The 25399-nt window shown below is 55.1% G+C and carries 21 protein-coding genes; 13 read left to right on the plus strand and 8 right to left on the minus strand.

Annotated elements, in window-relative coordinates; translation table 11 throughout:
- Nucleotides 1-93 precede the first annotated feature (93 nt).
- Nucleotides 94-900, plus strand: a complete 807-nt coding sequence (gene cpdA, locus ACN0V1_RS16570; RefSeq protein WP_417546057.1) for a 3',5'-cyclic-AMP phosphodiesterase — start codon at nt 94-96, stop codon at nt 898-900.
- Here cpdA and metE read toward each other — a convergent pair.
- The gene (gene metE / locus ACN0V1_RS16575) at nt 894-3215 is read right to left on the minus strand and encodes a 5-methyltetrahydropteroyltriglutamate--homocysteine S-methyltransferase (protein WP_417546058.1); all 2322 of its coding nucleotides are present in this window, start codon (nt 3213-3215) and stop codon (nt 894-896) included. The two genes, cpdA and metE, sit on opposite strands and share 7 nt — an antisense overlap.
- A gap of 122 nt (nt 3216-3337) precedes the next feature.
- On the opposite strand from metE, the gene ACN0V1_RS16580 reads away from it, so the two are divergent.
- The 3 genes from ACN0V1_RS16580 (at nt 3338) to ACN0V1_RS16590 (ending at nt 6055) form a co-directional block, all read left to right on the plus strand.
- Nucleotides 3338-4228 (plus strand): LysR family transcriptional regulator, encoded by an 891-nt coding sequence (locus ACN0V1_RS16580; protein WP_417546059.1) that lies wholly within the window; start codon nt 3338-3340, stop codon nt 4226-4228.
- 43 nt (nt 4229-4271) lie between these two features.
- A complete protein-coding gene (gene gcvH, locus ACN0V1_RS16585) occupies nt 4272-4664 on the plus strand; it encodes a glycine cleavage system protein GcvH (protein WP_417546060.1) in 393 nt (130 codons plus the stop codon).
- A gap of 194 nt (nt 4665-4858) precedes the next feature.
- A complete protein-coding gene (locus tag ACN0V1_RS16590; RefSeq protein WP_417546061.1) occupies nt 4859-6055 on the plus strand; it encodes a class I SAM-dependent rRNA methyltransferase in 1197 nt (398 codons plus the stop codon).
- A 58-nt stretch (nt 6056-6113) separates the two neighbouring features.
- Here the strand turns inward: ACN0V1_RS16590 and ACN0V1_RS16595 are convergent, their stop codons facing one another.
- Nucleotides 6114-6770 (minus strand): HAD family hydrolase, encoded by a 657-nt coding sequence (locus ACN0V1_RS16595; RefSeq protein WP_417546062.1) that lies wholly within the window; start codon nt 6768-6770, stop codon nt 6114-6116.
- 172 nt (nt 6771-6942) lie between these two features.
- Here ACN0V1_RS16595 and ACN0V1_RS16600 point away from each other — a divergent pair, with 172 nt between their 5' ends.
- The 3 genes from ACN0V1_RS16600 (at nt 6943) to ACN0V1_RS16610 (ending at nt 11145) form a co-directional block, all read left to right on the plus strand.
- Entirely contained in the window at nt 6943-7473 is a 531-nt protein-coding gene (locus ACN0V1_RS16600) for an RNA pyrophosphohydrolase (RefSeq protein WP_417546063.1), read from the plus strand.
- 15 nt (nt 7474-7488) lie between these two features.
- Entirely contained in the window at nt 7489-9795 is a 2307-nt protein-coding gene (gene ptsP / locus ACN0V1_RS16605; protein ID WP_417546064.1) for a phosphoenolpyruvate--protein phosphotransferase, read from the plus strand.
- A gap of 105 nt (nt 9796-9900) precedes the next feature.
- Nucleotides 9901-11145, plus strand: coding sequence for a patatin-like phospholipase family protein (locus ACN0V1_RS16610; protein ID WP_417546065.1), 1245 nt, complete (start codon nt 9901-9903; stop codon nt 11143-11145).
- A gap of 71 nt (nt 11146-11216) precedes the next feature.
- On the opposite strand, the gene hslU is transcribed toward ACN0V1_RS16610, so the two are convergent.
- From hslU to ACN0V1_RS16635, 5 genes are all read right to left on the minus strand, one after another.
- Nucleotides 11217-12548, minus strand: coding sequence for an ATP-dependent protease ATPase subunit HslU (hslU, locus tag ACN0V1_RS16615; protein WP_417546066.1), 1332 nt, complete (start codon nt 12546-12548; stop codon nt 11217-11219).
- 2 nt (nt 12549-12550) lie between these two features.
- The gene (gene hslV, locus ACN0V1_RS16620) at nt 12551-13105 is read right to left on the minus strand and encodes an ATP-dependent protease subunit HslV (protein WP_417546067.1); all 555 of its coding nucleotides are present in this window, start codon (nt 13103-13105) and stop codon (nt 12551-12553) included.
- A 160-nt stretch (nt 13106-13265) separates the two neighbouring features.
- Entirely contained in the window at nt 13266-13898 is a 633-nt protein-coding gene (locus ACN0V1_RS16625; protein ID WP_417546068.1) for an SPOR domain-containing protein, read from the minus strand.
- A gap of 9 nt (nt 13899-13907) precedes the next feature.
- Nucleotides 13908-15593, minus strand: coding sequence for an arginine--tRNA ligase (gene argS, locus ACN0V1_RS16630; protein WP_417546069.1), 1686 nt, complete (start codon nt 15591-15593; stop codon nt 13908-13910).
- A gap of 113 nt (nt 15594-15706) precedes the next feature.
- On the minus strand, nt 15707-17878 hold the full coding sequence (locus tag ACN0V1_RS16635) for a primosomal protein N' (protein WP_417546070.1): 2172 nt from the start codon (nt 17876-17878) through the stop codon (nt 15707-15709).
- 182 nt (nt 17879-18060) lie between these two features.
- Between ACN0V1_RS16635 and rpmE the strand changes: the two genes are divergently transcribed.
- On the plus strand, nt 18061-18282 hold the full coding sequence (gene rpmE, locus ACN0V1_RS16640; RefSeq protein WP_144780090.1) for a 50S ribosomal protein L31: 222 nt from the start codon (nt 18061-18063) through the stop codon (nt 18280-18282).
- 227 nt (nt 18283-18509) lie between these two features.
- Nucleotides 18510-19775, plus strand: a complete 1266-nt coding sequence (locus tag ACN0V1_RS16645) for a malic enzyme-like NAD(P)-binding protein (RefSeq protein WP_417546071.1) — start codon at nt 18510-18512, stop codon at nt 19773-19775.
- A gap of 79 nt (nt 19776-19854) precedes the next feature.
- On the opposite strand, the gene ACN0V1_RS16650 is transcribed toward ACN0V1_RS16645, so the two are convergent.
- The gene (locus tag ACN0V1_RS16650; protein WP_417546072.1) at nt 19855-22365 is read right to left on the minus strand and encodes a penicillin-binding protein 1A; all 2511 of its coding nucleotides are present in this window, start codon (nt 22363-22365) and stop codon (nt 19855-19857) included.
- A 195-nt stretch (nt 22366-22560) separates the two neighbouring features.
- Here ACN0V1_RS16650 and ACN0V1_RS16655 point away from each other — a divergent pair, with 195 nt between their 5' ends.
- From ACN0V1_RS16655 to ACN0V1_RS16670, 4 genes are read left to right on the plus strand one after another with little or no spacing between them, the layout of a single operon-like run.
- Entirely contained in the window at nt 22561-23625 is a 1065-nt protein-coding gene (locus tag ACN0V1_RS16655) for a pilus assembly protein PilM (protein ID WP_417546073.1), read from the plus strand.
- A complete protein-coding gene (locus ACN0V1_RS16660; RefSeq protein WP_417546074.1) occupies nt 23625-24188 on the plus strand; it encodes a PilN domain-containing protein in 564 nt (187 codons plus the stop codon). The genes ACN0V1_RS16655 and ACN0V1_RS16660 overlap by 1 nt, the downstream gene beginning before the upstream one ends.
- Nucleotides 24188-24799: a type 4a pilus biogenesis protein PilO gene (locus tag ACN0V1_RS16665; RefSeq protein WP_417546075.1), complete on the plus strand. Its 612-nt coding sequence runs from the start codon at nt 24188-24190 to the stop codon at nt 24797-24799. Before ACN0V1_RS16660 ends, ACN0V1_RS16665 begins: the two co-directional genes overlap by 1 nt.
- A gap of 2 nt (nt 24800-24801) precedes the next feature.
- Entirely contained in the window at nt 24802-25350 is a 549-nt protein-coding gene (locus ACN0V1_RS16670; protein ID WP_417546076.1) for a pilus assembly protein PilP, read from the plus strand.
- Nucleotides 25351-25399 lie beyond the last annotated feature (49 nt).

A 25399-nucleotide genomic window follows, 5' to 3' on the forward strand; every position in this document is an offset into this window, starting at 1 on the left:
GAGGCTGACGACGTACACTTGTTTTGAGGTCATGGGAGCTAGTCTGAATTAGCAGCCTGTGAATCCGTTCCCCAAGCGCTGACCAAGAGCATCATGACGTCAATGGAAGCCACCCGCCCACTTCGGGTATTGCAGTTAACGGATCCGCACCTGATGGCCAGCGTTGATGGTGCGCTGCTCGGTGTAAATACCCGCGACAGCCTCAATGCAGTTATAGCAGAGGTGCTCAAATCCCGCGGGCAACCTGATTTGATCCTTGCCACGGGCGACCTCGCCCAGGATGGCTCGGAAGAAGCCTATCGTGTTTTAGGTGACCGCCTTGGCGTTTTTGACTGTGGGTCGGCGTGGCTTGCCGGAAACCATGATCACGTTGAACCTCTGACAAAAGCGGCAGCGCGACATGGCGCAGACCGCAGGCAAATTATTCAGGGCGGCTGGCAGTTTATTCTTCTGGATTCCTCAGTGCCTGGAAAAGTGTTCGGGGAACTGTCTGAGTCCGAGTTGGATTTTTTGGCCCAGGCGTTGGCACAGCACCCGGATTTGCCGGCACTTGTCACGCTGCACCATCACCCGGTAGATATCGGTGCTGACTGGATGAGGGAAATTGGCCTCAGGAATCGTGAAGATTTCTGGCAGGTGATTGATCGCTTCCCGCAGGTAAAGATTGTGTTGTGGGGCCACATTCACCAGACTCACGAGCAGCAGAGAAACGGCGTGCAGCTGCTAGCCACGCCTTCCACCTGCATTCAGTTTGCGTCCGGTTCGCGCAAGTTCTCCGTGGAAGATCTGGCGCCTGGGTACCGTTGGTTTGAACTCCAGGCCTCCGGCAACTTCACAACGGAAGTCGGCCGGGCCCTGGATTTCGAGTTTGAGCTTGATCAGAACAGCTCGGGTTACTGAGCCGCTGCCGCGAGCTTTCGTGCCACAATCCTATTTCCCGCGCTTTGCGCTCGCAGTTCGCCGGCTGCAGCTACCATAGCCTTGAGGGCGGGGATCACCTCTTCCCAGCGACGGGTCTTCAAGCCGCAATCCGGATTTACCCACAAACGCTCCGCCGGAACCCGCTCTGCTGCTTTTCTCATTAAATCCGTCATCTGTTCCTGTAGTGGAATATTTGGCGAGTGGATGTCATAAACGCCCGGACCGATATCATTGGGATATTCAAAGCCTTTGAAAGCATCCAGCAACTCCATGGCAGAGCGGGATGTTTCGATGGTGATCACGTCCGCATCCATACGGGCGATGGCCCCGATGATATCGTTGAACTCCGAATAGCACATGTGGGTGTGAATCTGGGTGTCATCCTGCACGCCGTTGGCGCTGATGCGGAAGGCGTCGATAGCCCACTCCAGATAGTTGTTCCAGTCGGACTGGCGCAGCGGCAGGCCTTCGCGCAATGCGGCCTCGTCAATCTGGACAATTCCCACGCCGGCTTTCTCCAGATCCCGCACTTCTTCACGTACGGCCAGGGCCAACTGAAGGCAGGTATCTTTGCGTGACTGATCATCACGCACGAATGACCAATTCAGAAGGGTTACAGGCCCGGTTAGCATGCCTTTCAAAGGCTTGTCCGTCAGGGATTGGGCGTATTTGGTCCAGTTTAGGGTCATGGCGTGGGGGCGGGTGATGTCTCCAAACAGAATAGGCGGTTTCACGCATCGTGAGCCATAGGATTGCACCCAACCAAAGCCGCTGAACACGTAACCTTCCAGTTGCTCACCAAAATACTCCACCATATCGTTGCGTTCGGCTTCGCCGTGCACCAGTACATCCAGGCCAAGCGCTTCCTGTTGCTCGATGCAGTAGGCAATTTCTTCGTGAATCCGCGCGGTGTAGTCCTGCTGGCTCAGATTTCCTTGACGGAACTCTTTACGAACCTCGCGTATTTTCGGGGTTTGCGGGAAGGAGCCAATCGTTGTTGTTGGATAGACGGGTAGCTTGAATCGTTCCTGTTGCAGCTTGGCCCTGATGCTGAACGGACTCTTGCGCTCGCCATGCTCTGGTGTAATGGCTGACAGGGCTTTTGCAACTGCCTGGTTATGAACGCGTGATGACTGCCGGCGGCTCTCGATGGCTTTCTGGTTGATATTCAGCTCTTGCGCGACAGACTCGCGGCCATCATCAAGCGCCTTCGCCAGTGTGCTCAATTCCAGCAGCTTCTGCCGTGCAAAGGCTAACCAGTTGCCGATTTCAGCATCCAGCATGGTTTCGCTCTCCAGATCAACGGGCACATGCAGAAGAGAGCAGGAAGGCGCGAGCCAGAGGCGCTCACCCAGCTTTTCATTCAATGGCTCCAGCAGATCCAGCGTGGCGCTCAGGTCGGTTTTCCAGATATTGCGGCCGTTGATAACACCGAGCGATAACACCTTGTGAGCTGGTAGCCAGTCGGCCAGCCGCGCAACTTCGCCGTGTGCGCTGATGGCATCCAGGTGAATGCCCGCTACCGGTAGCTCGCAAGCAAGTTGCAGGTTTTCCCGTAGTTCCCCGAAATAAGTCGTCAGCAGCAGTTTTACGGGTGCTGTTTTCAGCTCGTGATAGGCAAGTATGAACGCGTGTCGCCAGTCAGCATTGAGTTCCGTGACCAGTGCAGGCTCGTCAATCTGCACCCATTCGGCGCCCGCTGCGGCAAGCTTTGCCAGCAACTCCGTGTAGACCGGCAGCAGCTTGTCCAGAAGATTCAGGCGGTCGGAATCGTCTTTGGTCTTGCCCAGCCAGAGATAAGTAACCGGGCCGATGATGACCGGTTTGGTGGTTACACCCTGCCTACAGGCTTCGGCCAGTTGCTCGAGAATGCGCTCTGCATTAAGGCTAAAGCTCGTATCCGCACTGAATTCGGGCACTATGTAGTGGTAGTTGGTGTCGAACCATTTGGTCATTTCACCTGCATGCACACTGCAGCATGCGCTGTCGCTGGGGGAGCGGCCCCGAGCGACACGAAAATACTTATCCAGCGTAGAGCCGTCATGGGCCATTACCCGTTCAGGCAGATTGCCGAGCGTGGCACTCATGTCCAGCACCTGATCGTACAGCGAAAAATCGCCCACAGGTGTCAGGGAAAGGCCAGCCTGCTCTTGCCAGTTCTGTGCGCGCAACTCAGCGGCCGTTTCCTGCAGGGCTTGTTCACTGGACTTACCATGCCAGAGGGCTTCCAGAGCAAATTTAAGTTCCCGCCGGGCGCCAATGCGCGGGTAACCGAGGTTGTGTGTAGTGGTCATCCGGAACTCCTGATTCTGTGTTTAGTGGGGTGTTGATAGGAGCTGTCAGATTAGCGTTCCGGGTTAATGAAAAATAATGGTATTATTTCAGGGTTCCATTAATTTAATTCATGGGTTGCCGAATGATTGAGCGTAGCCATCTGGAAGTGCTTCGGGCTGTCGAAGCGGAAGGTTCCCTGACGGCAGCGGCCAGCCGTCTACACCTGACACAGTCAGCGCTCAGCCACTCCGTTCGCAAACTCGAGCAGCAGTTAGGAACGCCACTTTGGCTGCGGGAAGGGCGCCAGCTTCGGTTGACCCAAGCCGGTGGCCACCTGCTTGCTCTGGCAAATCGTCTGCTGCCGCAGTTCGAACATGCGGAAATGCTCATCGACCAGTTCGCCAGAGGGCAGGCCGGCACTCTTCGCATCGGAATGGAATGCCACCCGTGTTATCAGTGGCTGTTGAAAGTTGTTGGCCCCTACCTTGAACAGTGGCCGTCGGTGGATGTAGACGTAAAGCAGAAATTCCAGTTCGGCGGCATTGGCGCACTGTTTGGCCACGATATCGACATGCTGGTCACTCCCGACCCGTTGCACAGGCCCGGTTTGGTGTTTGAACCGGTATTTGATTACGAACAGGTGCTGGTGGTCGCGGCCAACCACCGCCTGGCAGACAAGCCTTGGGCAGAGGCTGTGGATCTGGAGCCGGAAACCCTGATTACCTATCCCGTGGCGATCGAGCGACTGGATGTGTTCAATTATTTACTGGTCCCCGCTAACACGCGCCCTGCCCGCCATAAAACCATCGAGACCACGGATATCATGCTGCAAATGGTCGCAGCAGGTCGTGGGGTGGCGGCGCTACCCCGCTGGCTGGTAACGGAATACAGCGAGCGGCTAGCCATCGTTCCGGTAAAACTGGGTAAAGAGGGCATCTCCAAACAGATTTTCCTGGGCTGCCGCGAGCGAGATGTCGGTGTGCAATATATGGATTCATTCATGAAGCTGGCGCGGGAGGTTCGCTGGCGCTGACGTTTCGGTTACACTGCGCAAAAATCTGCCAGGAACTACCCTTATGAGCGAAACACCTCCCGATTTGAAATACATTGAAACTCACCAATGGGTGCGCGTAGATGCCGATGGCACGGCTACTGTTGGTATTACCGACTTCGCCCAGGAGCAGTTGGGCGATGTGGTGTATATCGGCGTCCCCGAGGTGGGTGAGACGGTGACCGGTGGTGAGGAAGCCGGTGTTGCCGAATCCGTGAAATCCGCTTCCGATGTGTTCAGCCCGGTAACGGGTGAAGTTCTTGAAATAAACGAATCTCTTGAAGATGAACCTGAAAAGGTTAATGAAGACCCTTACGGTGATGGCTGGATGTTTAAAGTAAAGCTTGCTGACAAGGGTGAACTTGATGGGCTTATGGATGCGGATGCTTACGCTGAGCATGTAGCGTCCGCCGAATAAGTCTGGCAGGAACCGTCGGGCAAGGCTGTCCAAAACTGTGCGGAGCCATGGATGGCGGAGCCAAGCGTACACGGACGTATTCACAGCGTGTTTTGGACAGCCTTGCCCGACGGTTCCCTCCGCCCAAGCTTGGGTGTAGTGGTCGTCAGTTAATGTATAATCCCGCCCTGATTTTCTCCCCCTAGGTGGTCACAATGAATTTCCCGGTTTTATATCTACGCAAAGGCGCCGAGCGCAGGCTCCGTGCTGGCCATCTTTGGGTTTACAGCAACGAAGTGGATATTCAGCGATCGCCTCTGACACAGTTCGAAGCCGGCACCCAGGCTGAGTTGCGGGCATCGAACGACAAACCACTTGGTGTGGTTTTCGTGAACCCCCACGCCCTCATATGCGGCCGCCTGATCAGCCGTGATGCTGCCCAAGGCATGACACCAAACCGGCTGACTCAGCGCATGGAAACAGCGCTGGTGCTGCGGGACAGGTTGTTCGATAAGCCTTTCTATCGCTGGGTGTTTGGTGACAGCGACGGGCTGTCCGGGTTAGTGGTGGACCGCTTTGGAGACACGGTAGTGGTGCAAATCTCCACTGCCGGCATGGAACAGTTGAAGGAATCGATTATCCGGGCGGTTCAGCGCTTGGCGCATCCGAAAGCCATCATCCTCAAGAACGATGGCAAGATGCGCAGCGTTGAAGGGCTGCACACCTACATTGAACAGGCCCATGGCCCGGAAGCGACTCTGCTCAAGGTTGAAGAAAACGGTGTTCGCTTCGAAGTGCCGCTTGAAGGCGGCCAGAAAACCGGTTGGTTTTACGATCACCGCATGAACCGTCAGCGCCTGCAGGCCTATGCGCCCGGCAAGCGGGTGCTGGATGTGTTCAGTTACGTGGGTGGCTGGGGTATTCAGGCCGCGTGTGCGGGTGCAACGCAAGTGACCTGTGTGGACAGCTCTTCCACCGCTATAGATTCGGTGCATCACAATGCCAAGCTCAACGGCCTCGACAACGTGGAAACCCTTGAAGGGGATGCATTCGAGGCGCTGAAAGCGCTGGCGGACGAGAAAGAGAAATTCGATATCGTTGTGCTGGATCCGCCGGCTTTTATTCCTCGCCGTCGCGACCAGAAAGCCGGCGAGCAGGCTTATGCACGGTTGAATCAGTTAGGTTTGCGACTGTTGGAACGGGATGGGGTACTGGTTTCAGCCTCATGCTCCATGCACCTCTCCCAAGAAAAACTGGTTGATATTATTCGTGGTAGCGGGCGCAAGATTGATCGCTTCGTACAACTGCTGGAGCAGGGGCATCAGGCGCCGGATCACCCGATTATTCCCGGAATTCCGGAGACGGACTACATCAAATCCTGCTTTGTGCGGTCCCTTACCGGGTTTATGTGACGCCAGAGCTGAACCCGCTCTTCAAAAGAGGGCGGGTTCAGTGCTTCTTTGGTGACTGTCAATCGCGAAGTGTCATAACATTCCAGCCCTTATTTCTGGCGAACGCTTCCAGCTTTGAATCCGGATCAACCGCAACCGGATTATCTACTTTCTCTAGCAGCGGCAAGTCATTGTGTGAGTCACTGTAGAACCAGGCGCCGTCCAGTCTTTCATTGTGAGCTTCCAGCCAGTCATTCAGCCGGGTGACCTTGCCTTCCTGAAAGCTGGGGATGCCCGCCACTTCACCCGTATAGTGTCCGTTGACCATCTCGGGCTCGGTGGCAATCAGGTGCTCAATACCCAGGATGTCGGCAATGGGTTCGGTCACAAACCGGTTGGTGGCCGTGATAATCATCAGGGTATGGCCGCGCTGCCGGTGGCTGTTCAAAAGCACGCTGGCCTTTTTCTGCAGCATGGGGCGCACTTTTTTATCCGTGAACCTGGCTCGCCAATCCAGCAGTTCTTCCATGCTATGGATTGAGAGGGGCTGAAGTGCAAACCCAAGGTAATTCAGTATGTCCATCTCGCCGTTCAGGTACTCCTGATAGAAGCGGTCATTGGCCTTGCGATAGGCCTCGGCATCAACAATGCCTTCCTCTACCAGAAACTCACCCCAGGCATGATCGCTGTCACCAGCGAGCAGGGTGTTGTCGAGATCAAAAATTGCGAGCGTCAAGCGATTACCTCCAGGGAAACAGGGCGTGCGAAAGCGGGTATGTTACCACGGGTGGTGGAGTGCAACTGCGTTTGCCGAAGTCTTGGGATTCTGTAAGAATGAGCGCAACTTGGAAAAAATCCGGCCGGTAAATATCTCACCGGCCTGCCGACTCTATCAAGAGGACTGTACCGTGATCGATTCAGACGGTTTCAGACCCAACGTCGGAATCATTCTGGCCAACCACCGGGGAGAAGTTCTCTGGGCAAGACGAATAGGGCAGGACTCCTGGCAGTTTCCCCAAGGCGGTATTAATCATGAAGAATCGCCGGAAGATGCACTGTATCGGGAGCTTGGAGAGGAAGTTGGCCTGGGCGCCGATGATGTTGAAATCATCAGTTGTACCCGGGGGTGGCTGAGGTATCGCCTACCCAGAAGGATGGTACGGCACAACTCACACCCCGTCTGCGTGGGGCAAAAACAGAAATGGTTCCTGTTGAGGATGTTATCACCCGATGCGCAAGTACGCGTTGACGGTACGGATTCACCGGAGTTTGATGGTTGGCAGTGGGTAAGCTACTGGTATCCGTTGGGTCAGGTGGTTTCCTTCAAGCGTGAAGTGTATCGACGTGCGCTGAGAGAACTTGCGCCAAGACTGTTCTATAACATGGAGCAGTGGCACCGGAGCGAGCATAACCGGCGTTTAAAGGAACAGGCGAAATGACGGACTGACACCCCTATGCTGAGCATTCTGCGAAGTCTTGTACAAGAGGTAAACAGTGCCCGGGATCTTCATGAGGCGCTGGGTATAATTGTATCTCGTGTGCAGAAAGCCATGGGGACCGAAGTTTGTTCGGTTTATCTGCTGGATCCGGCCTCTAACCGCTACATTCTGATGGCTACCGAAGGCCTGTACCTTAAAGCCGTAGGTAAAGTGAGCCTTGCGCATTCCGAAGGGCTTGTCGGCCTTGTGGGTTCCCGGGAAGAGCCAATCAATCTTGAAGACGCACCGTCCCACCCCCGTTATCGCTATTTTCCTGAAACCGGCGAAGAGCGTTTTCGCTCATTTCTTGGTGTTCCCATTATTCACCATCGCCGGGTGCTCGGCGTTCTCGTGGTTCAGCAGCGGGAGAGTTCCCGGTGTTTTGACGAAGGCGAAGAGGCGTTTCTGGTCACGGTTTCCGCTCAGCTAGCGGGCGTTATTGCCCACAGTGAAGCGACCGGTGCCATCAGTGGACTTTCTCTGACCGGTGAAGAGGCCCGTGATGTCAGCTTCAACGGTGTGCCTGGGGCGCCAGGTGTGGCAATAGGTCATGGTGTTGTAGTCTATCCGGCCGCCGACCTGGATGTGGTTCCCGACAGGCAGGCGGAGGACGTTGATCTCGAGCTGGAGTTATTCCGGTTGGCTGTGCAAGCGGTCTGTGAGGACATCGAGCAGGTTGCAAAGCGGCTGACTTCAACGCTTCGCCCGGAAGAGTTGGCACTGTTTGATGTGTATCTCCGCATGCTGAGCGATGAAGCCTTGCCCGGTGAGGTTAACAACCGAATTCGTGAGGGTGTCTGGGCTCAGGGTGCGCTCAAACAGGTGGTTCAACATTACGTTCGTCATTTCGAAATGATGGACGACCATTATCTCCGGGAAAGAGCGGTCGATATCCGTGACCTTGGTCGGCGCCTGCTTTCCTATTTGCAGGAAGGCGAGCAGAAGGATCTGAATTACCCTGCGCGTACGGTTCTGGTCAGTGAAGAGCTGACACCGTCCATGCTCGGAGAGGTGCCCCGGGGCCAGTTGGTCGGCCTGGTGTCGGTCAAGGGCTCCAGTAACTCCCACGTGGCCATTCTTGCCCGCGCGATGGGCGTGCCCACCGTTATGGGGCTGGTGGATATTCCCGTTAACCAGCTCGATGGCAAGGAGCTGATCGTCGATGGCTTTGAGGGGCAGATTTTCGCTTCCCCTTCTTCAGATCTCAGGGCGTTCTTTCAAGCCATCTGTGAAGAAGAGGACGAGCTTGACCGCGGGCTGGAAGCGCTTCGAGACAAGCCCTGTGTGACAACGGATGGTCATCGGGTTCCTTTGCTGGTTAATACCGGGCTGATGACCGATGTCGTGCGCTCGCTGTCTCACGGAGCTGAAGGCATAGGACTCTACCGCACCGAAGTGCCGTTCATGATCAAGGATCGGTTTCCGTCGGAACAGGAGCAGCGGCAGTATTACCGCGAGCAGCTGGAAGCCTTTGCGCCCAATCCGGTGACCATGCGCACTCTGGATATCGGCGGTGACAAGGCGTTGACGTATTTCCCGATTGAGGAAGAGAACCCGTTCCTGGGCTGGCGGGGTATCCGGGTGACACTGGATCATCCTGAAATATTTCTGGTTCAGGTTCGGGCCATGCTCAAGGCGAGTGAAGGCCTCAACAACCTCCAGATCATGTTGCCGATGATCAGCAACATTTCAGAAGTTGAGGAATCCCTGCACCTGATTTACCGGGTTTACCACGAGGTGAGGGAAGAAGGTTTTGACATCCACATGCCCAAGGTGGGCGTAATGGTAGAGATACCGGCAGCGGTTTACCAGATTCGCGAGCTGGCTGACCGTGTCGATTTTCTCTCGGTGGGTTCCAACGATCTGACCCAGTACCTGCTTGCGGTAGATCGCAACAACCCCCGCGTTGCCCAACTCTACCACTCATATCACCCGGCTGTTCTGCAGGCGCTGGTGCGAATTGCCCAGGATGCCCACGCCGTCGGTAAGCCGGTAGGTATCTGCGGCGAGCTGGCGGGGGATCCCGGTGGTGCACTGCTGTTGATGGCCATGGGCTACGATTCCCTCTCCATGAACGCGGCCAGTTTGCCAAAAGTGAAATCCGTGATTCGCAGCGTCAGCCGGGAGTGGGCGGTGACGTTATTGAAAGACGTGCTATTGCTGGATTCTCCCCACGTTATCAAGAGTTGTGTGGATCTTGCGTTGCGCAATGCCGGCTTTGGTCGCTATCTCCGGCCTGGTAAGTCCACGTCGGCAGCCCTGGCTGAACAGGCGGCTTCCTGAAAGCGCGCTTGAAACTAGGGTGCGCGCTCTAAACCGGGTTGCTACCGTGCCAGATATACAGTGCCGAGAGTCCGTTCTGGCTCTTTATCCGGAAAAGGAACAGCTATGAAAGCGCCAACCGATCTGAAACCTTCTCCGCGCATTGGGCTCGCGCTCGGTGGCGGCGGCCCTTTGGGTGGTATATACGAAATTGGCGCACTTCGGGCGCTTGATGAAGCGCTGGATGGGCTGGACTTCAATAACCTCGACGTTTATGTAGGCGTTAACGCCGGTTCGTTTGTTGCAGCCAACCTGGCTAACCAGATGACCACAGCGCAGCTGTGCCGGATCTTTGTCCGGAACGAAGCCGAAGTTCACCCGTTTCACCCGGACGTGTTCTTCCGCCCGGCTTTCAAGGAAATAGGGAGCCGGATGCTGGCGATGCCAAGGCTGTTTTCTACCGCCTTGCGTCGTTTTATCAATAATCCCTACGACCAGAGCTTGCTCGAGGCTCTTACCCTGATGGCGCAGGCGATTCCAGCCGGACTTTTCGATAATGAAGGGCTGCATGAGTATCTCAAGCGGGCTTTTTCCATGCTGGGGCGATCAAACGATTTCCGGCAGTTGAAGCACAGCCTCTACATTGTTGCCGCCGACGTTGAAAGCACTGAAGCCGTATGTTTTGGTGCTCCCGGGTTTGACCATGTGCCGATTTCCAGAGCCATTCAGGCGAGCACAGCGTCGCCGGGCTTGTATGTGCCTGTCGATATAGATGGTCGGTATTACGTGGACGGAACACTGCGCAAAGGCCTGCATGCTTCGGTAGCGTTTGAAGACGGTGCTGATCTGGTTTTCGCGGTAAATCCCCAGGTACCGATTGACGCCAGTGCTGCGGTGAGGGCCGGAACCATGGCGCCAGGGGAGTTGACCCGTTCAGGCATGCCGAACCTGCTATCACAGATGTTCCGTACCATGGTGTATTCCCGTATGAAGTCGGGAATCGCACACTACGCGACGGATTATCCGGATAAAGATATTTTGTTGTTCGAACCGACCAGAGATGACGCCAAGCTCTTTTTCTCAAACGTGTTCAGCTTCCAGTCACGCAGAATGGTTTGCGAGCACGCTTATCAAATGACACGTCGGGATCTGCTGAACCGGGCAGGCGAGCTGGAACCAAAGTTGGCGAAATACGGCATCAGGCTGCGTCGGGACAGGCTGGAAGATGAGCAGCGCACGATAAGCACCAGTCTTTATGGCGAAATGCTGCCATTGTATGTTGCCAAGAGCAGGCAGAAAAAGGCGACGGGGAAAGGCAAGCTGGTGGCCGGGCTGGAAAATGTCACCCAGTTGTTTTCAAAAGCAGAATAACTGACCGGACCAAGGGCATACAACACCCCTGATCCGGCAGTTTCCGATCCGCGTGTGCGGATCCGCTCTGATCAGAGTATATAGCGGCTCAGATCCTCGTCTTCCGACAGCTCTCCAAGCTTTTCATTCACGTAGTCTGCAGTCACTTCAAACATCTCCGTTACGCCATCTCCGGCATCGAACGACAAGCTCTCGAGCAACCGTTCCAACACAGTATGGAGGCGTCTGGCACCGATGTTCTCGGTGGTCTCGTTCACCTTCCAGGCAATCTCGGCAATGCGGGCGATGGCATCTTCGCTGAACGTCAGCTTAACACCTTCGGTGGCCATCAGCGCTTCGTATTGTTGAACCAGCGATGCGTCCGGTTCTGTGAGAATGCGCTTGAAATCGTCGGGGCTGAGAGCCTGAAGCTCCACCCGGATTGGCAGGCGGCCCTGAAGCTCCGGAATCAGATCCGATGGCTTGGACAGGTGGAACGCGCCGGAGGCAATAAACAGAATATGATCTGTGCGCACCGAGCCGTATTTTGTGCTCACAGTGCTGCCCTCAATCAGCGGCAAAAGATCCCGCTGAACCCCTTCCCGCGAAACATCTGAAGAGGTGTTTTCCGAGCGCTTGGCCACCTTGTCAATTTCATCGAGAAACACAATGCCATTTTGTTCCACTGCAAGTATTGCTTTGTGTTTGATCGATTCTTCATTGACCAGCTTGGCGGCCTCTTCTTCCTTCACCCGTTTGAGGGCATCCGCCACCTTCATTTTCCGGGGCTTGGATTTGTCCGCAGCCATGTTGGAAAACATGCTCTGCAGCTGGTTCGTCATCTCCTCCATACCCGGAGGCGCCATGATCTCAACGCCGGCAGTCGAGCTACGAAGATCAATTTCGATTTCCTTGTCGTCGAGCTCACCTTCCCGCAGTTTTTTCCGGAACAGTTGGCGCGTGGAAGAATCCTCCGAGGTTTTCTGGCTGTCTTCGTTAAAACTGCGGGGCGGTGGAATGAGGGCGTCCAGAATGCGGTCTTCGGCAGCGTCCAGGGCTCTTTCTTCGTGGCGCTTCATTTCCTGAACGCGCAGCATTTTAACCGCCATGTCGGCCAGATCACGGATAATGGATTCCACGTCGCGCCCAACATAGCCCACCTCGGTAAATTTGGTGGCTTCCACTTTCAGGAAGGGCGCATCAGCCAGCTTGGCCAGGCGGCGGGCAATTTCAGTTTTACCCACGCCAGTGGGGCCAATCATCAAAATGTTCTTGGGTGTAACCTCATCGCGAAGGGTGCTGTCCAGCTGCATCCGGCGCCAGCGGTTCCTGAGGGCAATCGCTACGGCCCGCTTGGCATCTTGCTGGCCCACGATGTGTTTATTGAGCTCGTGAACAATCTCACGGGGAGTCATTGCAGGCATGGTTACTCCGGATCGGTCGTTTTGGAGGAGGCTTCTTTGGAGAGCAATTCGATCGTGCAATTGTGATTGGTGTAAATGCAGATATCCGCCGCTATATCCAGACCCTTCTCCACAATCTCATGGGCGGAAAGCTGGGTATTTTCAAGCAGTGCGCGTGCAGACGCCTGCGCGAACGGACCACCAGAACCAATAGCGATCAACCCCTGCTCGGGCTCGATCACGTCGCCATTCCCGGTGATAATCAGAGACGCTGTTTTATCTGCCACCGCCAGAAGCGCTTCCAGTCGCCGCAAGGCTCTGTCTGTACGCCAGTCTTTGGCAAGCTCAACAGCTGCTCTCGTGAGGTTCCCGTTGTGTTTCTCAAGCTGGGCTTCAAATCGCTCAAACAGAGTAAAGGCATCCGCAGTGCCGCCTGCAAAACCCGCAATCACCTGGCCATTATAAAGACGGCGAACCTTGCGGGCGTTACCTTTCATCACGGTATTCCCCAGAGAAACCTGGCCGTCGCCACCCATGGCAACTTCGTCATCGCGTCTGACGGAAAGTATGGTAGTCATTAGGGCTCCAATTGCCTGATAAAAATCGGTATTGGCCAGTTATGGAGGCGGGAAGGGAGAATTCAAGAGGAAGCTTGCGTTAGGCACGAATACAGCTATGAGGCGTGTTTCAGGAACCCTCGCCTGAAACACGCTTTCTCCAAAGGACGCAGGCCCGGCCTTATCCCTGTTTGGGAACCTTCCGAATAAGTGGCTGGATGTTAATCGAAACAAGCTTGTCGATCGCCGAACTCATCTGGCTGCGGGACGAGAATGGCCCCACGTTTACGCGGTACCAGACAGAGCCGCTATCCAGCTCTATTCGCTGCACGCCAGCCCTGAGCCCCTGGAAGGCAATCTGCGCGCGCTGGCGCTCGGCGTCTTCCTTGCTGCGGAACGAGCCGGACTGCACCAGGTAGTCGAAGTTCTGCTTGGTCGGGCCCGGGGTGTATTCCTCAACCTTCGAGGGAATAACTTCTGATTCCGGAAGCATCTCATAAAACCGGAAGCCCGGTTTTTTTTCGACCTGTTTAGTCGTTTTGGCCGCGGGAGGCTGCGCCGGTTTTTCGATTGCCGGTCGCGGTTGCGGCCCACCGCTGGTCGGCACGGAGTTCAGGTAAACAATAAACCCAATAAACCCGCCAACCGTCGCTAATGACAGAATCCATTTCAAAGACAAGCCTCCACGTTGGGATCGAGCTGGTGCTGCCGGTTTGGTGCGCTTCTTCTGGGCGCGGACAGGTTTGGCCGATTTTCTCTTGGCGGTGGCTGAGGGTGAGCCTGACCGGTTTTTGCGAGCGTAGTCTCGGGACATTTTTGTTACTTACATCTCTTCTGGTGCGCTGACGCCCAGCAGATCAAGCCCGTTTGCAATTACCTGGCGTACCGCGAGGTAGAGGCTAATACGGGCATCGCGCACTGCTGTGTCTTCAATCAACACTTTATGGGCGTTGTAATAAGTGTGGAACTGTCCTGCTAGATCCCTCAGGTAGTGCGTGAGGTGATGAGGTTCGCGTTGGGCGGCGGAGTTGGCGACCAGTTCCGGGTACTTGGCCAGTTGGTTTGCCAGCTCTTTTTCTTCATCCAGCGTGAGTAACGACAGGTCACCCACGCATTCGTTAAGCCCCCGCTCGACACCTTCTGTAGCCAGTTTCCGCAGCACGCTGCAGATACGGGCATGGGCATATTGAATGTAATAGACCGGGTTTTCATTGGTCTGGGAGCGGGCCAGGTCGATATCGAAGGTCAACTGGGAATCAACCCGCCTTGCCGCGAGGAAAAAGCGGGTAGCATCCCGGCCCACTTCGTCGATCAGGTCCCGTATGGTGACGTAACTGCCGGCGCGCTTGGAAATTTTTACTTCCTGCCCGGAGCGGGTGACCATGACCATCTGGTGCAGAACATAATCCGGCCAGCCTTGGGGAATACCCGCGTTCAATGCCTGCAGACCCGCACGAACACGCGTGATCGTGGAATGATGGTCGGCGCCCTGTTCGTTGATGACGGTGGTAAAGCCGCGCTGCCATTTATCCATATGGTAGGCCACATCGGGCAGGAAGTAGGTGTAGCCACCGTCTTTCTTGCGCATGACCCGGTCTTTATCGTCGCCGAACTCTGTGGTTTTCAGCCACAGCGCGCCGCCGTCTTCGTAGGTATAACCGTTGTCCTGGAGACGTTTTACAGCCGCTTCCACTTTGCCGTCCTGGTACAGGGACGATTCGAGGAAATACACATCAAACTCAACGCCGAATGCCTTCAGGTCCAGATCCTGCTCCCGGCGCAGATAAGCCACGGCAAATTCCTGAATGGCTGACCTGTCTTCGGGATCCGCGCAGGCGGTTACTTCACGGTCATCGGCGGTTACGGTGTCGCCCGCCAGATAGGCCTTGGCAACATCGCTTATGTAGTCGCCGCGGTAGCCGTCTTCCGGCCAGCTTTCGTCCTCGGGTGTCAGCCCTTTGACACGTGCCTGTACCGAGAGTGCGAGATTGTTGATCTGGGCACCAGCGTCGTTGTAGTAGAACTCGCGGGTAACTTCGTAGCCGTTGGCTTCCAGCAGTCGGCAAAGGCAGTCGCCAATGGCCGCGCCCCGTCCATGGCCGACATGCAGCGGGCCGGTTGGGTTGGCGGAGACAAATTCCACCTGAACTTTTTCGCCCTTGCCACTTTTGTTGCGGCCAAACTGGTCAGCCTCATTCAGAACGGCATCAACAATCTCAAACGCACTGGCCGTGCTCATAAAAAAGTTGATAAAACCGGGGCCTGCAATCTCCACTTTCTCCACAGCACTGCTCTCGGGTAGTTTCCCGATCAGCATTTCGGCCAGTTGGCGTGGTGCACACCCCGCCGTTTTCGCGGCGACCAGAGCAATGTTGCAGGCGTAATCCCCGTGGGATTTATCCTTGGTGTTGTCCACTTGCGGTATATAGGTCTGGTCGGCAGGCAGCGTGCCTTCTGACTGAAGGGTGGCCAGGGCAGACTGGAGCAGGTCGGAAACGGTCTCTTTCATGCTGTGAGGTAACTCGGTTTACTTGAAGAATTAATCAGGCAGGGCGCCCGTTGAAGACTGAAGGCCGGTATTATCGCGGAAAGTCCTGCCGCAAGCAAAAGGCTCGGTACTGTTTAGCCGGTTTCCTGAGGATCGACATCAATCATCCATTTGGCGCCTTTGGAAAATCTTTGCCCCTCAAGTGTCTGACAAATGCCGGTCAGCAACATGTTTAGCCGCTTCCGGTTATCGGTGTTCAGAACGAGTTGCGCGCGATGCCTGTCAGCCCGACGGGCAATCAGCGCGGGGAGTGGGCCCCAGATCTCGATGCCGGGCGCGTTAGCGAGAGGTTTTATGCTGTCGAGTATTTGCAGGCTCTGTTCCATCGTATTGGCTTCGGCCCGGAAAATCGCCATGGCGCGGAAAGGCGGGAACTGGCCGGCCTCGCGCTCTTCAAGAAGTTGGTCCGCCATGTCCAGGTAACGACCGTGGCAGAGCGTCTTGAGAAGTGGGTGGTCGCTATGGCAGGTTTGTACGATCACTTTTCCTGATTTCGAACCTCGTCCGGCCCGGCCGCTTACCTGAAGCAGTGTTTGGATCAGTTGTTCGGGGGCTCTGAAATCGACGCTGAAGAGCCCGCCGTCGGCATTGATCACAATCACCAGGGTCACATTGGGGAAGTCGTGGCCCTTGGCCAGCATCTGAGTTCCAACAAGGATGCAGGGCTTGCCGCTGTTGACCTGTTTCAGAATGCTCTGAATGCTGCCTTTGCGCTGGGTGCTGTCGCGATCGACACGCACGATGGGCGTATCCGGAAAGCTGGCGGCGAGAATATCTTCTGTTTGCTCTGTGCCTTGGCCAACCGGTTTGAAAGCGTCACTTTTGCATTGCGGGCAGGTTTCGGTCGCCGGTGCCTGGTAATCGCAGTGATGGCATCGCATCGCCCGGTCACGGCGATGGTAGGTCAGGCGAGTGTCGCAGCGCGGGCACTCAACCATATAGCCGCAATCAAAACACATCATGACAGGTGCAAAACCACGACGGTTTACGAAGACCAATGCCTGGTTGCCGCTGTCCAGAGTTTGCCGGAGCGCCTGCAGGACAGGGCGGGAGAGTCCTCCTTCGAGCGGTCGGCTGCGTATATCCAGCAGGCTGATTGATGGTGGCAGCGCTTTACCTGCGCGCTCTTCAAGCCGAATGAGCTGATACTTGCCGCCAAGAGCGTTGTGGTATGACTCCAGCGAGGGCGTAGCTGAGCCCAGAATAACCGGGCAGCGATTCAAATGTGCGCGATAAACCGCGACGTCACGGCCCGAATAACGAAAACCCTCCCCCTGTTTGTAAGAGCTGTCATGTTCTTCGTCAACGATCAGCGTTTTCAGTGAGGTAAAGGGCAGGAGCACAGCCGAGCGTGTGCCAATGAGAATAACCGGCTCGCCGTTGCGAATTTTCAGCCAGGCGCTCAGGCGTTGGCTGTCGTTGAGAGCCGAGTGCCATACCAGGATGCGCTCGCCAAAATAGCGTTGAAACCGCGCGACGGTTTGCGGTGTCAGGTTTATTTCCGGAACCAGCACCAGTGCCTGATCTTTGGCGGTCAGGTTCTGTTTTAGATAGTGCAGATAGATTTCTGTCTTGCCGCTCCCCGTAATGCCATATAGAAGGGACGCGCTGAAACCGTCCCCCGGCAGTGGTAGCTGAGAAGCAGCTTCGCGTTGCGCGTCTGATAACTTCGGGGCGGTTATGGTTTCGGTGTGCTGGCTTACGGAGATGTCTTTCGTGGGTGTTGCAGCCCGGATCAGGTCCTTGTTACATAGTGCTTTCAGCTGCGGGCGGGAGAATCCGGCCTTTATGATGTCGCTGGTTTTGGCGCCCTGTTTGTATTGTGCGATCCAGTCCAGCAGGATTTTTTGCTTGTGCGCGTTTGCTGGCAGTGCGGCGCTGCTGCTGCAGGCTTGCCACCAGTCCTCGGCCTTCTCCATGGCGGGCCGGCCCTTTCGCAACGCGGGTGGCAGTGCTGTGAACAGACATTCTCCCAGTGGGTGCTGGTAGTAGTCGCTGGCCCAGCTCAAAAGTTGAAAGGTTTCGTCCGGAAGTGCGGGCCATTCTTCCAAAGCATTGTGGAGAGGCTTTAGGGTGATCCCTTCTGGTGGCTCAATGTTGGTTTCCACGACCAGGCCAATCGCCTGTTGACGCCCGAAAGGAATTTTCACGCGTTGGCCGGGAGTTACGGTGAGCCCCTCAGGCACGAGATAGTCAAAAAGCCTTCTGAGCGGCCGGTTCAGTGCAATGCGAGCTGTGGATGGCACTGAGTGCTCCCTGATGGTAAGGCTTGCCTGCCGGGATAATTGCAAGTAAGATTCGCGGTCTGTTTCCGGCAGGGCATGATTGTGCCCCGTCTTCTCCATTGATTCAAACATGCGGTGCCTGGCACCAGGGCTTTAGAAATTGCCCCGTGATCAGGTAGCGGCATGACCCACAGAGGTTCGCCATGAAAGAAGGTATTCACCCCAAGTACGAAGATATCACCGCAACCTGTTCCTGCGGTAATGTGATCAAGACCCGCTCTACTATCGGTCACGATCTGCAGCTTGACGTCTGCTCACAGTGCCACCCTTTCTACACTGGCAAGCAGAAAGTTATGGATACCGGTGGTCGTATCGACAAGTTCCAGAAGCGTTTTGGTGGTCGTATTGCAGGCAAAAAAGACTGATACAGTCACAGAGTTTAAAAAAAGCGCCTGAGGGCGCTTTTTTTTGTGGCGGCTAAAATAACTGTATTGTTTTTGATCGTACGCAATTGGCCGTATTGACTGATCAGATTTTGTTCGACGCGCCCTTGTCGTTTCGGGGCAGGCGAGCCATAATGGCGCGCTCCTTCAGGCTGGCTCTTGCCGTCTGGAGGCTATTACCTTTAAACGTGACAAACGGAACAGTGGCAATGTCTCAAGATCTGAAAGAAGCAGCCCTTGAATATCACGCCAAGCCGCGGCCTGGAAAGATTAGTGTAGAAATCTCCAAGCCGACAGCGACCGCCCGCGACCTTGCTTTGGCATACAGCCCAGGCGTTGCCGAGCCGGTTCGCGAGATCGCGAAGGACCCGGAGAACGCCTACAAGTACACTGCCAAGGGCAACCTTGTGGCGGTTATCTCCGACGGTACGGCGATTCTTGGTCTGGGTAACCTGGGTCCGCTGGCAAGCAAGCCGGTAATGGAAGGCAAAGGCGTACTGTTCAAGCGCTTTGCCGGAATTGACGTGTTCGATATCGAGGTCAACTCCGAAAGCCCGCAGGCGTTCATTGAAACCGTTGAGCGTATTGCTGACACCTTTGGCGGTATTAACCTTGAAGACATCAAGGCGCCAGAGTGTTTCGAAATTGAGCGCGCTCTGATCGAGCGGTGCAATGTGCCTGTCTTCCACGATGATCAGCACGGCACAGCGATTGTTACAGCGGCCGGCATGATCAACGCCCTTGAACTGCAGGGCAAGAAAATTGAAGAAGCGAAAGTGGTTTGCCTGGGTGCTGGTGCTGCTGCAATCGCTTGTATGAAGCTGTTGATCAGCTGCGGTATTCGCTCTGAAAACATCTTCATGCTTGATCGTAAGGGTGTGATTCACTCAGGTCGCGATGATCTCAACCAGTACAAGGCGATGTTCGCTAACGATACTGACAAACGCACTCTGGACGATGCGGTGGACGGTGCTGATGTGTTTGTCGGCCTGTCAGGTCCAGACCTGCTGAGCGGTGAGCAGCTCAAGAAGATGGCGCCGAACCCTATTGTGTTTGCCTGCTCCAACCCGGATCCGGAAATTGATCCTGCGCTGGCTCACTCGGTTCGTGACGATTTGATCATGGCTACCGGCCGTTCGGACTACCCGAACCAGGTGAACAACGTTCTTGGCTTCCCGTTCATTTTCCGTGGTGCGCTTGATGTTCGCGCAACCTGCATAAACGAAGAAATGAAAGTGGCTGCTGTAACGGCTATCCGTGAACTGGCTAAAGAGCCCGTGCCGCAGGAAATCTGCGATGCTTACGGCGCTGACAGCTTTGAGTTCGGGAGAGAATACATTATTCCCAAGCCCATGGATGTTCGTCTCCTGGAAGTTGTACCGGCTGCTGTAGCCCGTGCTGCGGTGGATTCAGGTGTTGCTCGTAAAGGGTACCCAGCGCACTATCCTCTGATGAGCATGGATGACATCATCTGATCGATGACGTTATGAGACCACAAAAAACCGGCGGTAATCCCGCCGGTTTTTTGTGGTTGCTTTTTGTTTTGCGCTGCGGCTAGAAAATCTGGCGCGAGAGTCCGTTTCCGTCTGCGCCACCCGGGCCGATGTCATCTGCTGCCATTGGCGCTGGCGCATCCTCTTCCTTGAATATCTCGAAAACGCCTTCCTCTCCGGGCCTTGCGCGCTTGCCGGTTTCGGGATTGATGCGAATGTTAACGATACCGTTGGGTCGCGGCATGAATGCCGAAGGCATTCCGTCCAGCGCTACTTTCATATAATCGACCCAGATGGGCAGGGCAGTGCTTGCGCCGAACTCTCTGCGGCCGAGAGGGGCTGGCTGATCAAACCCTACCCATACGGTGGTGGCAAGGTTGTGATTGAAGCCGGCAAACCAGGTGTCTCGCTGTTCGTTGGTCGTTCCCGTTTTGCCTGCAATGTCATCGCGCCCAAGCGCCAAAGCACGACGTCCGGTTCCGCGCTTGACGACATCCCGAAGCATTGAGTGCAGGATATAAACCGAGCGCTCATCCGCAAGTCGTCGCATGACACGCGTTTCCGGTGCAGCTTCCGCTGTGGTGGCCGGAGATTTATCGGTTTCGTCATCGGGGTTCACCGGCGCAGTTTCAATCGTGTCGCAGTCCCGGTCACAAAGGGCGACGTTCGGGGCTTTGTAAATTGTTTCGCCGTTAACATCCGTAATGCTCTGAATCAGAAATGGTTCCACGTCGTAGCCGCCGTTGGCTATAACAGCGAGTCCTCGGGCTAACTCCATGGGGGAGAGCTGGCCACTGCCCAGAGAGAGGGACAGGTCTTTGGGCATGTTATCAACGGGAACCTTGAGCTGCTTGAGATAGTCCAGTGTCTGCGGGATGCCGACATCTCTGAGTAGCCTGATGGAAACCAGGTTCCGTGAGCGGTATAGCGCCTCGCGAAGCGGAGTGGGGCCGTAGAACTGCCCCGAGGAGTTCTGCGGGCGCCATGCGGTCTCGAGTTCCGAGTCGTCAAACACGATGGGGGCGTCATTGTAGATGGTTGCGGGTGTCATGCCGCTTTCCAGAGCTGCCAGGTACAGGAATGGTTTGAAAGTAGAGCCTGGTTGCCGTTTTGCTTGTATGGCTCGGTTGTATTTGCTTTGTCCGAAGCTGTAACCGCCGGCGAGCGCTTCAATGGCGCCCGTTTCCGCCTCAAGGGAGATCAGCGCTCCTTCGGCTTTGGGTACCTGCACGAGTGAAACCCGGACTGGCTGGTCAATTCCGGATGCTGCTGCTTCCTCCACCGGTTCGCCGTCTTCGGGCGCTGTTGGGGCTTGCGGCAGCTCGTCTACACGAACGTAAACAACGTCACCTATGGCTAAAACGTCTGACGGCTTTTCTGGCTTGGGGCCGGTCAGATTTTCTGTTTTGTAGCGGCTGGCCCACTGCATTGATTCGAATGGCATAACAGCAGGGCCGAACCGGCGCACGTGAGCCAGTGCCTGGTTTTTGTCATCATTGACGGCGGTAATAACCGCAGGCATCAGGGACTCTATTCTCGGGTAATTCAGTATGACGTTGGAAAGGTTGCCGCTGGCCAGCGTTTCGGCGTCGAGCTGGCCGATGGCGCCCCGATACCCGTGCCGGCGATCATAGGCTTCAAGACCGCTTCTGAGCGCGTCCGTTGCCATCTGCTGGTCTTTGCCGTCGACGGTCAGTGTAACAGTGTATCCGTCGGTATAGGCCTCCTCGCCAAACCGCCGGACCATCTCGGCGCGAGCCATTTCAGCGACATAGTCGGCGTCGACCTCTGTCTCTGTTGCATTGTAGGTAGCGGTGAGGGGGGCCTGGATAGCAAGCTCGTAAGCATCCGGGGTGATAAATCCGAGTTCTTTCATCCGGCCCAGGATCCAGTCTCTACGCTGCATGGCGCGCTGAGGATTGGCGAGGGGGTTATAGGCAGAGGGTGCCTTGGGCAGGCCCGCCAGCATGGCCATCTGTGCGAGAGAGAGTTCGTTGACCGGTTTGTTGTAATAAACGCGGGCCGCGGCAGCGATACCGTAGGCTCGATTCCCCAGGTAGATCTTGTTCAGGTACAGCTCGAAAATCCGGTTTTTGTCCAGTTCACGCTCTATCTGAACTGCCAGAAGTATCTCGTTGAACTTGCGAATAAATGTCCGATCACGTGACAAAAAGTAATTTTTTGCAACCTGCATTGTGATGGTGCTGCCGCCAGACTGGATCGAGCCAGTAGAGACGAGTTCGATTGCAGCCCGCGCCAATCCTTTGATGTCGACCCCGAAGTGCTCGTAAAATCGCGAGTCTTCAGCCGCCAAAAAGGCTTGTAACTGAATTGTTGGGATCTGTTCGATTGTGATCGGTGTCCTTCTCTTTTCACCGAATTCTGCTATTAATCTGTTGTCTTTGCTATATACCCGTAACGGCGTCTGGAGTTTTATATCCAGAAGCTGTTCGACAGGGGGGAGGCCGGGACGGAGGTAAAGATAGAAGCCTGAGCCTACGATAACGGCGACACTCAGACCGGTGAGAAATAACCATGCAAAAAGGCGAGATGTACGCAACAAATGAGACATTTTTTTCTGACAACTGTTGGATATAGGTCTATCATTTGAGAAATTGCTTTAGGAAGGATGAGTCGCTTCACCGTTGCAATTGTTCCCAGCTGAATGAGAGCGGGTATTGTAAACGGAATAATGAAGAAATTCTCTTAAATAAAAAACACATAACACATGTAACCGGGTGCATCTAGCCAGGTTTAGGGTGAGCGCGTGTTCGGATTGTTCGGAAAGAAATCCAGTGCAGTATTGGGCGTAGATGTGAGCTCAAGCTCCGTTAAGCTCCTTGAGCTGTCGAAGCAGGGCGACCGTTACAAGGTCGAGAGCTACGCAGTTGAGCCGTTGCCGGCCAACGCGGTTGTTGAAAAAAACATCACGGATGTTGAAGCGGTTGGTGAAGTCCTGAAAAGGGTGGCTTCCAAATCCCGTACCAGCGTCAAGCAGGTGGCTATTGCGGTATCTGGTTCGGCGGTCATTACCAAAGTCATCCAGTTGGACGGAGGGCTCAACGAGTTTGAGATGGAAGATCAGATTGCTCTTGAGGCGGATCAGTATATCCCATACCCGCTTGACGAAGTTGCGATTGACTTCGAGGTGCAAGGCGCCTCGGAAACCAACCCGGATCAGGTAGATGTGCTCCTTGCGGCATGCCGTAAAGAGAACGTTGATATCCGTGAAGACGCACTCGAGATTGCCTCCCTTAACACAAAAATTGTCGATGTTGAAGCATACGCGCTTGAACGTGCATACGCGTTGATTGAGTCACAGCTGGACTCCCAAGGTGAAGATCTTGTCGTTGCCATCGTCGATGTGGGTGCCACCATGACCACGTTGAGCGTTCTGGCTGAAGGCAAGACGGTTTACACCCGGGAACAGATCTTCGGCGGAAAACAACTTACCGAAGAGATTCAGCGCCGTTACGGCCTGTCTGTTGAAGAGGCCGGGCTTGCCAAGAAGCAGGGTGGCCTGCCTGATGATTATGAATCCGAAGTGCTTACACCCTTCCGGGAAGCTGTTGTTCAGCAGGTTGCGCGCGCGCTCCAGTTCTTTTTTGGAGCCAGTCAGTACAACGCGGTGGACTACGTGGTGCTCGCCGGCGGTACTGCTTCGATTCAGGGGCTGACAGAAATGGTGGAAGAGAAAACAGGCACACCGACACTGGTCGCGAATCCTTTTGCGGAAATGGCGGTCGGTTCGCGGGTTAACGCATCTGCCCTGAGCAACGATGCTCCTTCGCTGATGATTGCCTGTGGACTGGCAATGAGGAGCTTCGACTGATGGCAAAGATTAACCTCAGGCCCTGGCGCGAAGAGTTCCGGGCAGAGAAGCAGAAACAGTTTGTTGTGATGGTTGTGGGTGCTGCGATTATTGCAGGTGGCCTCACATTCCTCTGGAGCACAGATCTCGACAGCAGCATTGCGTATCAGCAATCCCGGAATGCTTATATTGAATCTGCTGCCAAGAAGCTGGATGAACAGATCCGTGAAATTGAAAGCCTTAAACGCAAGCGCGACGAACTGCTTGCCCGCATGAAGGTTATTCAGGATCTTCAGGGTAAGCGCCCTGTGATTGTTCGAGCTTTTGATGAGTTGGTTCGTACCTTGCCCGATGGCTTGTTTTACACAGACCTGAAAAAGGCGGGTGACCAGGTGAGCATTGTAGGTATGGCTGAATCGAACAGCCGTGTCTCGACGCTTATGCGGCAGTTTGAGGAATCTGACTGGTTTACCAGTCCGAAACTCTCCAATGTGTCTTCGGCTGACAGCCGGCGAGCGGGGTATAGCCAGTTCACTATGACTGTTAATCAAAAAACACCTGAGCCCGAAGGGGAGGATAAGTAATGAGCCTCGCGGACTCGCTGAAAAGCCTGAATGAATTTGATATCAACGATCTTGATATAAACAATGCCGGTATCTGGCCGGCACCTGTCAAGGCCATCGTTGTCCTGATTGTTTTCGGCCTTATTCTGGGCGGTGGCTACTGGTTCTTTATCAAGGATCAGTACGTGCAACTCGACCGGGTTGAGAAAACCGAGCAGGACCTGCGCAAAAAGTACGAAGAGAAAGCCTATCAGGTAGCGAATCTGGAGGTTTTCAAAGCGCAGATGGTTGAGATGGAAGAAACCTTTGGCGCGCTTGTGCGACAGCTTCCAAGCGAGACGGAAGTGCCGGGGCTTCTCGAAGATATTACCAACACGGCTCTGGGCAGCGGTTTGGCGCTTCAGGAAGTGAAGCTTCAGGCTGAGCAGAAACGCGATTTCTACTCTGAATTGCCGATCAATATCCGTGTTTCAGGTTCCTATCACGAGCTGGCATCTTTTGTGAGCAGCGTTGCAAGCCTTCCACGGATTGTAACACTGCATGATTTAACCATTAAACCAACTGGCGGAGACGGTGAGCGACTTGATATGCAGGTTGTTGCACGTACCTACCGCTACCGGGCTGGAGAATGAGCATGGCAGCAAAGCATGCGGGAAAAGCCTGGCTGGGTGTTTGTCTGGTATCACTCCTGACGGCCTGCTCCCAGGGCAGCGGATTTTCCGATCTGGACAAGTTTATGGCAGACACCCGGGCCAAGCCTCGAGGACATGTCGAGCCATTGCCGGAATTCAACGCATACGAGGCGTTCAGCTACTCAGCGGCAGATCGGCGCGCGCCATTTGAGCCGCCAATGGATGTCCAACTGACCATGGTTGATGAAAAGCCGGTCAGTGATGTTGAACCAAACCTGGATCGGCCAAACGAAGTGCTTGAGAACTTTGATATCAAGGATCTCGGGATGGTGGGTACGCTTCAGGGCGTGTCGGGAGGTCTATTTGCGCTGATTCGGGACAACGCGGGTGGTATTCACCGGGTTCGTGCCGGGAACTACATGGGTCAGAATTATGGCCGCGTTATCGGAGTTAGTGAAACCCGGATCGAGCTTATCGAGATCGTTCCCAATGGCCGGGGTGGTTGGGTAGAGCGTCCTCGCTCTCTGACCCTCAACGAAGACGCAGGCTAAGGAGCGGCGGGATGAAAGTTGAAAGAAAAATGCATATACAAAAAAGTTC

The sequence above is a fragment of the Marinobacter sp. genome (assembly GCF_048266785.1).
Lineage (GTDB): Bacteria > Pseudomonadota > Gammaproteobacteria > Pseudomonadales > Oleiphilaceae > Marinobacter.